The following is a 14,400-nucleotide window of genomic DNA, read 5'->3' as shown; positions in this document are numbered from 1 at the left end:
GGTCGCTCAGGCGTCGACCAGATCGTCGTCGACCACCTCGGACCGGTCCAGCGAGCCGAGGACCCGGTAGTCGTACCAGTCGATCCCGATGGCGTCGACGCTCGCGTAGCAGCCGATCACCCGACCGGTGAAGCCGCCGGCCACCTCGGTGGAGAGGTAGCGCCCGTCGAGTTCGGCGAGGAGGATGAACTCGCCACCGGGCACCTCGTAGCCGAGCCGTACCACGTCCGGCTCCTGCCGGGGATGGTCCATGCCCGGCCCGGAGGACCAGGTCTCGACGCGCAGCACCACCGGGCCGGTCACCGGTCGGCTGCCGAGCCGCTGGCAGAGCGGTCCGATCCGGGCTCGCACCGAAACCTCGCCGTCGCCCAGCTCCACCGCGTAGTGGTGGGCCTCGTCGAGGCGTACCGCCAGGCCGCCCCGGCCCACCCCGGGGTCGACCAGGGCGCGCACCCTGACGTCGTGCTGCTCCTGCCGACGGCCCACGAAGGTCACCGTCGGCTCGTCCAGCGAACTGCCCCGGGACCGCAGGGTCAGCCAGCCGGGGCGCTCGATCAGCGAGACGTCCTCCGGCGGCCGGGTGCGGACGGAGATCCACCGGGGATGCAGCTCGGTGGTGTCGAAGTCGTCCCGCACCGGCGCGGCACCCACCGGCGCGGGGGACAGGGTGCGGGTACGCGGCACCGCGCCGACCGGCCCGACCACCGGCCAGCCGTCGGACCAGGTGACCGGGGCGAGGAAGGTCTCCCGGCCGAGTACGTGCCAGCCGGGTGTGCCGCCCCGGGCGCGTACCCCGAGGAAGACCAACCACCAGGAGCCGTCCGGGGCCTGCACCAGGTCACCGTGTCCGGTGTTCTGGATCGGGTGGTCGGTGCTGCGGTGGCTGAGGATCGGGTTGGCCGGGCAGGGTTCGAAGGGTCCGTCCGGAGCCGGCGCCCGGGCCACCGAGATGCCGTGCCCGCGTTCGGTGCCGCCCTCGGCGATCAGCAGATACCAGGTGCCGTCGACCTGGTAGAGGTGCGGCGCCTCCGGGGCCTGCGCGCCAGGGGTGCCGGACCAGATCCGTTTCGGCCGGCTCAGCACCGTGCCCCGGACCGGGTCGATCCGCAGTTGGTCGATGCCGGCGACCGTGCACCAACAGGTGCCGTCGTCGTCCCAGGCCAGGTCGGGGTCGATGCCGAGGACGTCGGGCAGGTGCACCGGCTCCGACCAGCGGCCGGCCGGATCCTCGGCGGTGACCAGCAGCGTCCCGCCGTGCGGGACGTTCGAGGTGATCAGCCAGAACCTGCCGTCGTGATGCCGCAGGGTGGGCGCGTAGACCCCGCCGGAGGAGGGGGTGCCGGGCGGCAGCACGAGTTGGCTGGGCCGGTCGAGGACGTTGCCGAGCTGGGTCCAGCTCACCAGGTCCCGGCTGTGGAAGATCGGCACGCCCGGGAAGTATTCGAAGCTCGAGCAGGCCAGGTAGTAGTCGTCGCCGACCCGGCAGATGCTCGGGTCCGGATGGAAGCCGGGGATCACCGGCTCGCCGGAGGTCGCCATCAGGACTCGATCCCGGCCAGGTCACCGGTCACCCGAGCCGGAGGGACCGTGGACGCGGCGAGACGGGGCATTGACGATCCTCTCCGGCGTAAACTTTCCGGAATTGTTCCGTAACTCGATCGGAACGTTATGGCCCACCGTGCGGTCAGTCAACCCCGGAACCTGCGGCAAAATACTGGGAGGGCGCGTGACCGACGCCGGTGCACCCTCGAAAGTGTTTCGGTCGTAGGCTGAACCCTCAACGAAGGAGCTGCCTCGTGACGGTCGACGAAGGACGCAGGATCACGATCACCGCCATCGCACAGGAGGCGGGCGTGTCGGTGCCGACGGTTTCCCGGGTGCTCAACGGCCGCAACGACGTGGCGCCGCAGACCCGGGAACGGGTGGAGGAACTCCTCCGCCGGCACGGCTACCGCCGACGGGCCACCCGACCGAGGGCCGGAGCGAGCCTGATCGACCTCATCTTCAACGACCTGGACAGCCCCTGGGCGGTCGAGATCATCCGTGGGGTGGAGGACGTCGCGCACGCCTCCGGCGTCGGCACGGTGGTCTCGGCGATCCACCGCCGCTCCACCTCGACCCGGCAGTGGCTGCAGAACCTGCGCACCCGGGCCACCGACGGGGTGATCCTGGTGGCCAGCGACCTCGCCCCGCCGGTGCACGCCGAGCTGCGCCGGCTCAACGTGCCGATGGTGCTCGTCGACCCCGCAGGTGTGCCCAACCTCGACATCCCCACCATCGGCGCCACGAACTGGGCCGGCGGGCTGCGCGCCACCGAGCACCTGCTCTCGCTCGGCCACCGCCGGATCGGCTTCATCGCCGGCCCGCCGCGCCTGCTCTGTAGCCGGGCCCGACTCGACGGCTACCGGGCCGCCCTGGACGCCGCCGGCATCCCGCTGCGCGACGAGCTGGTCATGCCGGGCGACTTCTACCACGAGTCCGGCTACTCAGGCGGTGCCGCGCTGCTCGACCTCGACGAGCCACCGACGGCGATCTTCGCCTCCAGCGACCAGATGGCGTTCGGGGCGTACGAGGCGGTCCGGCGGCGGGGCCTGCGGGTGCCCGACGACGTGAGCGTGGTCGGCTTCGACGACCTGCCCGAGGCGCGCTGGGCGTCGCCGCCGCTCACCACCGTGCGCCAGCCGCTGGCCGAGATGGGGTTGCTGGCGGCCAGGACGGTGCTCCGGCTGGCCGGCGGCGAGCCGCTGGACACGCCCAGGGTCGAACTCTCCACCGACCTGGTGGTACGGGACAGTTCGGCGCCGTACGCCCGCCGCTGACCCCGGCCCCGTCTCCGGAGCCGTCCACCTGACTTCCGGGAGATTTCCGGTAGCGGTGGAGGCGGTTCGGCCAGCTTTCCGGGCCGGTGTGGCACGTCTTCCGGGCCGGTGTGGCACGTCTTCCGGGCCGGTGTGGCACGTCTTCCGGGCCTGTGTGGCACGCCCTCCGGCCGTCCGGGGTCCCCTCGCGGGCGACCACGCGTTTTGCCCCGAACCGTGCCGCCTGCCGTACCGGCTGACCACCACCGCTGCGCTGGGTCGCGAGTCACTCCCGCACGGGAGCGGACCGGTTTGCCGGGTTAGAGATGATCCGGTGCGGGGTACCACCACCGCCGTAGCGACGCCCGGCCGGCGCGGCGGGGCGCTGACCCGAGGGAGCAACCCGATGAGACTCGACGACGACGACATCCGGACCACGGGCGGCGGCGGTGGGGAGGGTCCGGCCGACGGCGGAGCCAACCCGCTGGGCCGGGACGGTGGCGCGGACGGTGCCGCCGAAGGACCGGCCGACTCCGGAGCCACCCCCGGGCAGCACGACGGCGGCGCCGACGGCAGTGCCGAAGGTCCGGCCGACGGCGGCGCGACCCCGGGGCAGCACGACGGCGGCGCCGACGGCAGTGCCGAAGGTCCGGCCGACGGCGGCGCGACCCCGGGGCAGCACGACGGCGGGGCGGACGGTGCCGCCGAGGGGCCGGCCGACGCGGGCGCGACCCCCGGGCAGGACGACGGCGGCGCCGACAGCTCCGCCCGGTAGCACAGGACGATGACCGAGTACGACGGCTCGACCAGCACGGTCGCGGCACGGCGCCGGCCGACGGCTTCCCCGGTGGAGCCGCCCGACGCGCCGCCGGCGGGGACACCCCGACCAGCGGTGGTGACAGTCGCAGGGCCCGATTCGGCGACCGGGGCGGGCGGCGACGGTCGCCCGGCCCGGTCCACGGGCGCGGCGGCGCTCACCCACCCGGCCAGCGGATCGGCGCTCACCCGCTGCGTGTCGGTCGAGCCGGCGAAGTTCGCCGCCGCGTACTGGGGACGGGCCGCGCTGCTGTCCCGGGCCACCGAACTCGGCAACCCGGACGGCTTCCGGGACCTGCTCAGCCCGTACGACGCCGACGAGCTGCTCAGCCGGCGCGGACTGCGTACCCCGTTCCTGCGGGTGGCGAAGAACGGCCAGGTGCTGCCCAGCGGGCAGTACACCGGCGGTGGTGGTGCCGGGGCCGAGATCACCGACCAGGTGCTCGACGAACGGGTACTCGCGCTCTACGCCGACGGCGCCACCCTGGTACTCCAGGGACTGCACCGGACCTGGCCACCACTTATCGACTTCACCCGCGAGCTGAGCCGGGAACTCGGCCAGCCACTCCAGGTGAACGCCTACCTGACACCGCCGGGCAACCAGGGCTTCGCCACCCACTACGACACGCACGACGTCTTCGTGCTGCAGGTCGACGGGCACAAGCACTGGCAGATCCACGAGCCGGTCCTGCCCGACCCGCTGGAGCGGCAGCCGTGGGGCGGCCGGGCCGACGAGGTCGCGGCGGTCGCCGACGGCCCACCCGCGCTGGACGTGGTGCTGGGTCCCGGTGACGCGCTCTACCTGCCCCGGGGCTGGCTGCACAGCGCCCGGGCCCAGGACGAGAGCAGCCTGCACCTGACCGTCGGCGTCCGGGCACTCACCCGGTACGCGATGGTCGAGGCGCTGCTGGAACTCGCCGCCGAGGATCCGCGACTGCGCGCCACGCTGCCGTTCGGGATGGACGTGGCCGAGCCCGACCAGGTCGAGCCGGAGCTGACCGAGACCGTCGAGGCGCTGCGGGACTGGCTGCTGCGGGCCGACCCGGGCGACGTCGCCGCCCGGCTACGCGCCCGGGCCTGGCCGGCGGCCCGACCGGCGCCGATCCGGCCACTGGCCCAGGCGGCGGCGATCGCCGCGGTGGACGCCGGGACCCGGCTGCTGCCCCGGGGCGGCCTGCACTGGCGGTTGACGAGCCGGCCGGGCGACGGGGACGGCAACCCCGGTCGGGTCACGCTGTCCCTCTTCGACCGCACGGTGACCTTCCCCGCCCAGTGCGAGCCGGCACTGCGGGCGTTCCTCTCCGGCGAGGTGGAGCGGGTCGGCGACCTGCCGGGACTCGACGACGACGCCGACCGGATCGTGCTGGCCCGGCGGCTGCTCCGCGAGGCAGTCGCGGTACCGGTGTAAGGAAGGGCCCCCGCTTATCGCTTTTTGTATAAGCGGGGGCCCTTCCTTACACGTCAGCGGAGCAGGGCGAAGAGGGCGCCAGTGGTGATCAGGCCGGCGACCACGACCACCAGCGCGGAGCGTACGTCCAGGCCGGCGTGCCGCCGGTCGGCGAGTACCCGGGCCGGCGCCAGCCCGACGACCGGGCCGAGCAGCGTCACCAGCAGCCCGAGTACCGGCATGGCCACCGCCAGGTCGCCGCCGTACCGGTCGCCGACGGTCCGGGCGGCCAGCCCGAGGACGTACGCGGCGGTGGCGCCGAGCACCCCGAAGAGCGCCAGCAGTGGCCGGGTGGCGCTCGGCAGCTCGCCCGGTTTCCGGGCCCGGTCCAGCAACTCCCGGACCCCGTCGAGCAGCGCGTCGACGTCGGCAGGTACGCCGAGCCCGTTGCGCGGCACCGGTGGCTCGCCGACCCGCCGGTCCGCCGCCCCGAACTGCCCGCGCAGGATGCTCCACAGGTGGATCGACTCGGCCTCGGTGCGGTCCACCTCCTGCTGGGCGGCGGCCACCTCCGCCTCGGCCCGGCGTACCGCCTGCTCCGCGTCGCGTACCGCCCGCTCGGCGGCGGCGCACTGGCGCTCGTACCAGGCGTCGGCCTCGGCGCGCTCCGCCTCGGCCCGGCCGGTCAGCTCGGCGAGCCGCCGGATCGCCTGCGGGTAGCCGGCCTCCCGTTCCAGGTCGCCGCTCATCGGGACGGTCCGTAGGGGATGATCACTTGACCGGTCCGGTGCACCGAGCGGTCGAAGAAGAGCCCGCGCCACGGCCGGGGGTACCAGTCCGGGCCACCGCCCGCCCCGGGATAGAGCGAAGAGGTCAGCTCCCCGCCCTGTACGTCGAGCGCGACCCAGGCGCCGATCTGGTCGGTACGCGACGCCGGGCCGCCGAGATCCGCCCGCAGTCGGGCCACCCCCCGCCACCAGGCCAGCACGTGGGTACGCCGCTCCGGCCCGTTGTGCAGCACGTGCCGCAGGTGGTCCAGTCCGGAGCGCCGCCCGATGGTGGTGCCGAGCTGCCCGGCCGCCGCGTCGACGGCGTAGAGCAGCAGGTAGTGCGGCTCGCCCGGCGCACCCCCGGAGCCCAGCCCGTCGGCGGTTTCGGCCATCAGCTCGCCGATGTCCTCCTCGGAGTACCAGGCGGCGTCGGCGCCGAGCGCCTCGTAGAGCGACCGGGCGGCGGTGTCGGCGTCCGGGTCCAGGCAGGCGATGGAGAACCGCGCCGTACCGGGGCGGTGCTGGCGGCGCAGTGACCGGGCCGCCGCGTCCAGCACCGCACAGGCCTCGTCCACTCCGGTGCCCAGCACCGCCAGGTTCCGCCCGGGTGCCCGGGGCAGCCGCATCCCGGCCGAGCGCGACTGCACGTCGATGATCTCGCCGAGCAGCGCCACCGGTCCCCGGGCCCCGCCACCGGTCCGTTCCGGGCCACCGGGCCGGTCCGCACCGGCCGGCGCCGGTGTGCCGCCGTTCGGCGCTCCGCCCCGCTCCGGCCCGATCCCGTCGGGCCAGATCGCACCGCCGGCCGCCCGGTCCCGGACGGCTCCGACCGGGGTCGGTTCGCCCGGCGGCCGCAGCGCCACGAAATCCGGTGCCTCGTCGAGCCGGGGGATCGCGTCGCCGTCGAAGAGCCGGGCCGGTGCCGCGTCGGGCGGGCGCATCCGCCAGAGCCGGTGCTGTAGGTCGCTCCAGGTGCCCCAGTCGCTGGCCGCCGGGATCCGGGCCACCTGGTTGCCCTCGGACATCCCGGACTCGGCGTTGACGATCGCGTGGTGCCGGGGCAGCACCTGGGCGGCGTCGTTGCGCTCGGCCAGGATGCGCAGCGCCTTGGGCAGCGCGATCCGCAGGGTGAACTGGGCGACGAGCGCGGGCCGGCCCCAGAGCGCCTCGATGCCCCGGACGTCCTGCGAGGCCAGCACCAGGTGGATGCCCTGGGATCGGCCCCGCCGGGCCAGGTCCTCCAGCAGGTCGGCGGCCTCCCGGGCCACCGCGTCCCGACCGGCCAGCAGCATCTGGAACTCGTCCACCACCGCGACGATCCTCGGCCAGCGGCCGGTCGGGTCGACCGCGCGCAGCTCGGCCAGCTTGGTCACCTCGTGCCGCTTGGCGGCGTCCGCCCGGCGGCGCAGCTCCTCGGCGAGGAACCGCAGCAGGGCCAGCCCGAACTCCCGGTCGGTGTTGACGTTGATCCCGACCAGTCGCATGTGCGGCAGCCAACTCGGGTCGCGCCGGCCCTGGGCGAACCGGGCGAACGACACCCCCTCCTTGAAGTCGAGCAGATAGAACTCCAGCTCGTTGGGGGAGTACCGGGCGGCGAGCGAGCCGATCCAGGCGAAGATCAGGTTGGTCTTGCCGGTGCCGGAAGGGCCGCCGATCAGCGCGTGCGGCGGATAGTCGCCAAGGGTCAGCGTCACCGGCCGGCCCTGCGGACCGTCCCCGATCGGCGCGACCAGGCCGGCGGCCGAGTCCTCCCGCCACATCTGGTCGGCCGGCGGCAGCAGGTCGGTGAAGGGCGTCGGCGGCGGGCCGGCGTTGACCCGGGTCGCCACCTCCCGGCAGGTCTCGGTGACCAGGGCGGCCGGCGGAGCCGGGTCGGGGAGCACCGGCAGGTCGGGACAGGCGTCCAGCCAGGCGGTGCCGTCGTCGACCACCACCCGGTGCACGTCCGGCTCGCCGGGCAGCTCGATGCCGCGTACCACCAGGTGCACGCCGCAGGCGGCGCCGGTCCGGGCCACCCGGTCGAGTTGGCCCCGCTCGTGCCGGGAGAGTTCGTCGCCGCCGAGCAGCACCGCGACCCGCCACGGCTCGGGGCGCCGGCCGGTCGCCGCCGCCAGCTCGCGCAGTGAGGAGTACTCGCCGGCCAGCACCGTCTCGTTGATCCGGCGGATCTGATCGACGAGGTCGTCGAGAAGCCGGGCCAGGCCGCCCGGCCCGACGAAGGTGAGCAGCCCGGCGGTGGAGAGCGGGGCGAAGCCGGCCAGCCCGCCGCCGAGATGTTCCGGGTCGTAGCCGACCAGCCGGAGCGCGCCGGGATCGGCCCGCCCCAGGGCCCGGAGCAGCAGCGCCGCCACCACCGCGTCGCAGCCGTGCCGGTCGGTTCCGGAGAGGTGTACGTGACCGGCGTCGAGCAGCGGCACCAGTGCCGGTACGGGCACGCCGCCGTCGACCCGCACGGTGCCGATCCGCAGCGGTCCGGGTGCCTCGCCCCGGATTACCGGGGTCGGTTGCCAGCCCGCCCAGTCCGTACCGGCGGCACCTGGCGCCTCCCGGGCGGCTGCCTCGGCGGCCCGGCTGGCGAGTCGGCCGATCTCCGCCGCGTACCTGTCGGAGAGCTCGGCCACCCGGCGGTCCCGTTCCGCACCGACCCGGTCGGGTACCCGGGCGGCGGCGTCCCGGATCCGGCGCAACCGGTCCTGTGCGCCGCCGAGTTCGGTCCGCGCCGCCGTCAGCCGAGCCCGGGACGCGCCCAGGGCGTGCGACAGCATGGTGCGGACCCGGTCTACGAGCTGGGTCCGTAGATCAGGCATGGGTGTCCCGGGGTGCGCGAGTGGTGACGGGGCGCTTGTCGACGCCGAGGCGGCGCATCAGCAGTCCGGTGAGGACTCCGGCGGCGACCGCCGGGTCGGCCGGGTGCGGCTGGTCGACCGGTTCCTTCGGCGGCGGCATCCGGCAGAGGCGGCTGAGCAGGGTGTCGAGCACGCCCGGCGGAAGGTTCGGCACCAGGTCCTGCACCCCTGCGCTGACCTCGCGGCGCAGTCTCGGCAGGTCCGCCGCCCGGGGCGGGTGGCCGAGCAGCGCGGTGGCCAGGTCCCGCAGCATCGGCGGGGCGACCGAGGCGAGGCCCAGCCCGACGTTCGCCTCCACGGCGCGCAACTCGGTGTGCAGCCGGGTCCGGTCGCCGGAGCGGACGCCGCTGGTCACCCGGCGGAGCAGCTCCTCCGGATCGGTGATCTCCTGGTCCGGCTCGGGTGCCGGGGTGTCCCGCCGGTCGAAGAGTTCGGCGACCCGGACCGACCACCAGCCGCCGGTCGCGGCGGGACCGGCCCGCCGGACCGGCCCGGAGGAGTCCGTCGGGCCCCGGGCGCCCGGGCGCCCTTCCGGTCGCTGTGGGCCGGCGGCGGGCGGGCCGTCCCGGCCCAGCCCGATCGCGGCCAGGTACGTCGCGAACTGGTCCTGGGCGAGCCGCAGCGCGTGTCCGGCCGTCTCCAGGTGTTCGGTGGCGGCCGAGAGTTCGGGTACGCCCATCGGGTCGGCCGACTCCTGCCGAACCCAGCGCAGTCGCTCGGAGGCGAGTTTCAGGTGGTCGAGTGCCTTGATGACCAGCTCGACCGGCAGTTCGTCGGAGGCGGACCGGACCCGGGCGCCCAACTCCTCGATGATCGACATCCGCCGCTCTACAGTGTCGAGACGTAGAGCTGGGCGTGTTCGACGGCCGCGAGCGTCGCGGCGAGGCACTCCTCCAACTCCTGGGCGGCCTGCGACAGTGACGCCTGCGCGGCGTCGACAGTGGAGTGTCCACTTCCCTCCAGCGCGCCCGCCAGGGTCTGCTGGGCCTCGGCGAGCTTCTCGCTGGCAGCCTGCACCGCGGCCTGGCCGTCGCCGATCTGCTGCAGTGCGGCGTCGATGGCCGCTTTCAGCTCGGCGACACTCGCCACGGCGAAACCTCCTGGGGGCGGGAAGGCTCTAATTAGAGCTTATCCCGATCGGCGCTCTGCGGCGCCCTGGGCGTTTGCTGCCCGGCTGTCCGTTCCCAGGTGGCCCCGTCGAGGCGGCCCAACCGCCCCGCTTCCTCCCACTTTGTGTCACCGGACGATTACTCAGTCGGATCCCTGACAGTTGTCTGGCGGGCACCGGCAGACCCCGTCCAGCCCAGCAACTTCCAGGCTTCTCTGGGTCAGTCCTCCGGTGTCGGGTCCGGTGGGGTGGACAACCAGCGCGGTCCGCGTACCCGCGCACCGAGCGCGGTGACGCGGTCCCGCAGCGCCCGGTCGGCGGTGACCACCACGCAGCTCCGGCCGGCGCCCTCCGCACCGACCAGGCCGACGATTGCGTCGTCGCCGGAGCCCTCCGCCGCGACCACCCGGACGCCCTCGGCCGGCTCCACCCGGCGGGCCGCGCCCTCCACCACCAGCACCACCGCCACCGGCGGAGGCAGCCCGGGCAGACCCTCCCGGGCGATCGGCGCGAGCCGGTCCCGCAACCGTGCGGTCGCCCCGGCCCGGTCCCGCCACCAGCCGTCCGGGCGGGAGCCGACCACGTTGGCGGCGTCCACGACGAGGAGAGGTTCGACTGCCATCCGCCCAGCCTGCCACCACAGCCGTCCCATCCGTGGTCACACCCGTCCCACCCGTGGTCAGGGCGCGTTTGTCGGGCCTTCCGCCGGGTAGCCGAGGACGCCAGTGCCCGCGCCCGTGAGGGGGACATGAGATGACGCAGGGACCCGGCGACTTCGGCCCCGATCCGTGGGACGAGTTCCTCGCCCGCTACTTCGGCCGGGGAGAGAGCCGCCGGCAGGGGCAGCGGGTCGACATCACCCGGCTGATGACCGCGGACGCCCGGGAGATGCTGGCGGACGCGGCGCGCCGGGCGGCACAGGCGAACAGCAACGACCTGGACACCGACCATCTGCTCTGGGCCGCGCTGCAACGCGAACCCCTGCGGGACCTGCTCACCCGGGCCGGTGCCGACCCGGACGCGCTGCTCGGGGCGCTCGGCGGCGAGCAGCGGGTGGAACGGCCGGCCAAGCACGGCCAGGTGCCGTCGAACATGTCCCTCACCCCGGCGGCGAAGCGGGCGCTGCTCGACGCGCACCAGCTCTCCCGGGCGATGGGTGCCTCGTACATCGGGCCGGAGCACATCCTGATGGCCCTGCCGCTGAACCCCGAGTCACCTGCCGGCCGGATGCTGGCGGCGGGCCGGATCCAGCCGCAGTCGTTGCAGGCCGCCAGTGCCAGCGGCGGTGGGAACGGCGGCGCCAAGCCGGACCGGGGCACCCCGACTCTCGACCAGTACGGCCAGGACCTCACCGACCTGGCCCAGGCCGACGGGATCGATCCGGTGATCGGCCGGATGGCCGAGATCGAACAGGCGGTGGAGATCCTCTCCCGGCGTACCAAGAACAACCCGGTGCTGATCGGCGAGGCAGGAGTCGGCAAGACCGCCATCGTCGAGGGGCTCGCCGAGCGGATCTGCGACGGCGACGTGCCACAGACCCTGATCGGCAAGCGGGTGGTGCAACTCGACCTCGCCGGCCTGGTCGCCGGCACCCGTTACCGGGGCGACTTCGAGGAGCGGCTGAAGAAGGTCATCGACGAGATCCGGGCGCACGGCGACGAACTGATCATCTTCCTCGACGAGCTGCACAACCTGGTCGGCGCGGGCGGTGCCGGTGCCGAGGGCGGGATGGACGCCAGCAACATGCTCAAGCCGGCGCTGGCCCGCGGCGACATGCGGGTGATCGGCGCGACCACGCTCAACGAGTACCGCCGGCACATCGAGAAGGACGCCGCGCTGGCCCGGCGGTTCCAGCCGGTACTGGTGCCGGAGCCCAGTGTGGACGACACCGTCGCCATCCTGCGCGGGCTGCGGGACCGCTACGAGGCGCACCACCAGGTCCGGTTCACCGACGAGGCGCTTGTCGCCGCCGCCGAACTCTCCGACCGGTACGTCACCGACCGGTTCCTGCCGGACAAGGCCATCGACCTGATCGACCAGGCCGGTGCCCGGGTGCGGCTGCGTACCCGGACACCGGCCGGGGACGTACGGGAGCTGGAACGGGAACTGGAGGAGGTACGCCGGGAGAAGGACCAGGCGGTCGCCGACGAGCAGTACGAGCGCGCCTCCGAACTGCGCGACCGGCTGCACGACGTACGCGAGCGGCTGAACCGGGCGAACGGCAACGGTGACCAGCCGTCGGTGCCCGAGGTGGGGCCGCAGGAGATCGCCGAGGTGGTCTCCCGAGCCACCGGGATCCCGGTCAGCCAGCTCACCGAGGAGGAACGGGACCGGCTGCTCCGGCTGGAGGGGCACCTGCACGAGCGGGTGGTCGGCCAGGACGACGCGGTGAGCGCGGTAGCCGAGGCGGTACGGCGGTCCCGTGCCGGGCTGGCCGACCCGGACCGGCCGATGGGCAGCTTCCTCTTCCTCGGCCCGACCGGGGTCGGCAAGACCGAACTGGCCCGGGCGCTGGCCGAGGCACTCTTCGGCGAGCAGGACCGGATGGTCCGGCTGGACATGAGCGAGTTCCAGGAGCGGCACACGGTGAGCCGGCTGGTCGGCGCCCCGCCCGGGTACGTCGGTTACGAGGAGGCCGGGCAGCTCACCGAGGCGGTACGGCGTCGCCCGTACGCGGTGGTGCTGCTCGACGAGATCGAGAAGGCCCACCCGGACGTCTTCAACATCCTGTTGCAGGTACTCGACGACGGGCGGCTCACCGACAGCCAGGGCCGGACGGTGAACTTCCGGAACAGCGTACTGATCATGACCAGCAACCTCGGCTCCGAGCTGATCACCGGTACCCAGCGCAGCGTCGGCTTCGGCGGCGGCGCGGGAGGCGAGGCCGAGGAGGAGAACAGCGAGCTGCGGGACCGGTTGATGCGCCGGTTGCAGGAGCAGTTCCGCCCGGAGTTCCTGAACCGGATCGACGAGGTGATCATCTTTCGTCGCCTGGAGGCGCAGCAGCTCCGGCAGATCACCGAACTGCTGCTGGGCGAGACCCGGCGACGGCTGCGCGCCCAGGACATCGGGGTCGAGTTCACCACCGAGGGGGTGGACTGGATCGCCGAGCACGGCTACGAGCCGCAGTTCGGCGCCCGGCCGCTGCGCCGGACGATCCAGCGGGAGGTCGACAACCGGCTCTCCCGGATGCTGCTGGACGGGACCGTGGAGCCGGGGCAGCGGGTCACGGTGGGCGCCCGGGACGGTCAACTGACCTTCGACGTGTCGGCGGAGCGGCCCGGCGGGCGCAGCCCGGCCACCGCCACGCACGGCCGATGAGCCGGCGACCGGCCGGCGGTTCGCCCGGACCGCGGACCTACCGGGCCGGCGGGCCGGGCCGGAGACCGCGCCCGCTGGCCGGGAGCCTGGGGCCCGCGGGTGGCCACCGCGCCGGGGCCCCGATGACCGTGGACCCGGACCCACCGGTACGACCTGCCGGGCGGGGCCCGGGCCGAGAGGAGGGGAACGACGTGAGTCAACCCGAGGAGAACCGCGAGAAGAGCGCCAAGACCGACGCCGTACTGCGGCCACCCGCCGCCACCGGTCCGGCGCGTCCCCAGCCGCCCCGGGGGAGCCGCAACCGTACCGAGGAGGAACCGGACCGGTCCGCGTCGCCGTCGACGGAGGAGTCGTGATGGCCCGGCAGCAACGGGTGGAGCCGGAGGTGGAGCGGTTGTGGCAGGACTTCCACGACCGCGTCAACGTCAGCTCGGAACAGCTGCGCACCTGGCTGCTCACCCAGGGCTCCGGCGAGCAGGCGTTCGGCTCCGACCCGGATCTCGGGTTGCCGGAGCCCGGCCGGCAGATCCTCGCCATCCTGGGCAAGCGGAAGGTCGACCTGACCGACGGTGACATCCAGGTGATGCGGGAGACGGTCGACGAGATCCAGGACCTGATCGACACCCGACCCCCGGACGGCGCGACCGACGAACAGTGGCGGCGGGCCCTGCTCGACCTCGGCCACGACCCGCTGATCGAGCGGTAGCGCCCGGCACACCCGCTGACCGCCAGACCACGCCGTTCGCCGTCCAGGCGGCAGCGGCGTGGTCGTGCTGCAGGTCGGGCTACGCGCCGCCGATGGAGGGCACGTTCAGCCCGGCCGAGTCGGCCGCGTCGGTCCGCTGGGTACGCAGCGCCTCCTCCCGGGCCAGCAGCGCGGCGTACTCGGCGACGTCCTCGGGACTCGGCAGTGCCGGCACCCGGCGGAGGAACGCCTCGACGTCACGGGAGGCTGCGGTGTGCGCGGCGGCGGCCCGGCGTACGGTCTCCCGGTCGTCCTCGGGCGGGATCATGTCGGTCATGCCGGTACCGGTACCCGCTCCCGGCCGCTTCGCACCAGTGGCGTGGCGGTCGGCGGCGGTGGCCGGTACCGGTCGGGCCGTGCGCCGCCCGGCCCGGAACCGGACGGCGTACGGTGGCGGACGCCCAGCCGACCGGGGGTCAGTCCCGCCGGCCGGGACTCGACGGCTCGGTACCGGCGGTTCTGGATCGGCCAGGGCACCGTCAAGGTAACCGGCCGCCATCGACCGGGGGATATCCCGGCTGGCTCATACCGCGCCCGCCGGCGGGCCGGGTGCACCCTTCCGCCGGCCGCCGGCAACCTCGTAATCTTGGGCACCCGCTCGACTCGTGG

The 14,400-nt window shown here is 74.2% G+C and carries 12 protein-coding genes and 1 pseudogene; 6 read left to right on the top strand and 7 right to left on the bottom strand.

Translation table 11 applies throughout. The features are described 5' to 3' along the window. Nucleotides 1-6 precede the first annotated feature (6 nt). Entirely contained in the window at nt 7-1,539 is a 1,533-nt protein-coding gene (locus CLT71_RS05145; RefSeq protein ID WP_101366092.1) for a glycoside hydrolase family 43 protein, read from the bottom strand. A 257-nt stretch (nt 1,540-1,796) separates the two neighbouring features. Between CLT71_RS05145 and CLT71_RS05140 the strand changes: the two genes are divergently transcribed. From CLT71_RS05140 to CLT71_RS05130, 3 genes and pseudogenes are all read left to right on the top strand, one after another. Then, nucleotides 1,797-2,819: a LacI family DNA-binding transcriptional regulator gene (locus CLT71_RS05140; RefSeq protein ID WP_101366091.1), complete on the top strand. Its 1,023-nt coding sequence runs from the start codon at nt 1,797-1,799 to the stop codon at nt 2,817-2,819. Between the two features lie 385 nt (nt 2,820-3,204). Continuing rightward, nucleotides 3,205-3,504 (top strand): annotated as a pseudogene (locus CLT71_RS05135) (hypothetical protein); the annotation flags it as partial. Between the two features lie 78 nt (nt 3,505-3,582). Continuing rightward, a complete protein-coding gene (locus CLT71_RS05130; protein WP_101366090.1) occupies nt 3,583-5,022 on the top strand; it encodes a JmjC domain-containing protein in 1,440 nt (479 codons plus the stop codon). A 53-nt stretch (nt 5,023-5,075) separates the two neighbouring features. Here CLT71_RS05130 and CLT71_RS05125 read toward each other — a convergent pair whose 3' ends face one another. The 5 genes from CLT71_RS05125 to CLT71_RS05100 form a co-directional block, all read right to left on the bottom strand. Further along, complete coding sequence (locus CLT71_RS05125; RefSeq protein ID WP_101366089.1) at nt 5,076-5,750, bottom strand: hypothetical protein; 675 nt, start codon at nt 5,748-5,750, stop codon at nt 5,076-5,078. After that, nucleotides 5,747-8,578 carry an FtsK/SpoIIIE domain-containing protein gene (locus CLT71_RS05115; protein WP_486483062.1) on the bottom strand — a complete coding sequence of 944 codons (2,832 nt, stop codon included), beginning with the start codon at nt 8,576-8,578 and terminating at the stop codon, nt 5,747-5,749. Before CLT71_RS05115 ends, CLT71_RS05125 begins: the two co-directional genes overlap by 4 nt. Beyond that, a complete protein-coding gene (locus tag CLT71_RS05110; RefSeq protein ID WP_101366088.1) occupies nt 8,571-9,437 on the bottom strand; it encodes a hypothetical protein in 867 nt (288 codons plus the stop codon). The genes CLT71_RS05115 and CLT71_RS05110 overlap by 8 nt, the downstream gene beginning before the upstream one ends. An 8-nt stretch (nt 9,438-9,445) precedes the next feature. Beyond that, nucleotides 9,446-9,706, bottom strand: a complete 261-nt coding sequence (locus CLT71_RS05105; RefSeq protein ID WP_101366087.1) for a hypothetical protein — start codon at nt 9,704-9,706, stop codon at nt 9,446-9,448. A gap of 239 nt (nt 9,707-9,945) precedes the next feature. Further along, entirely contained in the window at nt 9,946-10,347 is a 402-nt protein-coding gene (locus tag CLT71_RS05100) for a PIN domain-containing protein (protein ID WP_101366086.1), read from the bottom strand. 131 nt (nt 10,348-10,478) lie between these two features. Here CLT71_RS05100 and CLT71_RS05095 point away from each other — a divergent pair, with 131 nt between their 5' ends. The 3 genes from CLT71_RS05095 (at nt 10,479) to CLT71_RS05090 (ending at nt 13,752) form a co-directional block, all read left to right on the top strand. Continuing rightward, nucleotides 10,479-13,046, top strand: coding sequence for an ATP-dependent Clp protease ATP-binding subunit (locus CLT71_RS05095; protein WP_101366085.1), 2,568 nt, complete (start codon nt 10,479-10,481; stop codon nt 13,044-13,046). A 191-nt stretch (nt 13,047-13,237) separates the two neighbouring features. Further along, entirely contained in the window at nt 13,238-13,402 is a 165-nt protein-coding gene (locus CLT71_RS36900; RefSeq protein ID WP_158242175.1) for a hypothetical protein, read from the top strand. Further along, nucleotides 13,402-13,752, top strand: coding sequence for a DUF3140 domain-containing protein (locus CLT71_RS05090; RefSeq protein ID WP_101366084.1), 351 nt, complete (start codon nt 13,402-13,404; stop codon nt 13,750-13,752). The genes CLT71_RS36900 and CLT71_RS05090 overlap by 1 nt, the downstream gene beginning before the upstream one ends. 79 nt (nt 13,753-13,831) lie before the next feature. Here the strand turns inward: CLT71_RS05090 and CLT71_RS05085 are convergent, their stop codons facing one another. Then, entirely contained in the window at nt 13,832-14,068 is a 237-nt protein-coding gene (locus CLT71_RS05085) for a hypothetical protein (protein WP_101366083.1), read from the bottom strand. Between the last annotated feature and the right edge of the window lie 332 nt (nt 14,069-14,400).

It is taken from the genome of Plantactinospora sp. CNZ320 (assembly GCF_002846275.1).
Note: the sequence above shows the minus strand (reverse complement) of the source record. Positions and strands in the feature narration are given on the sequence as shown.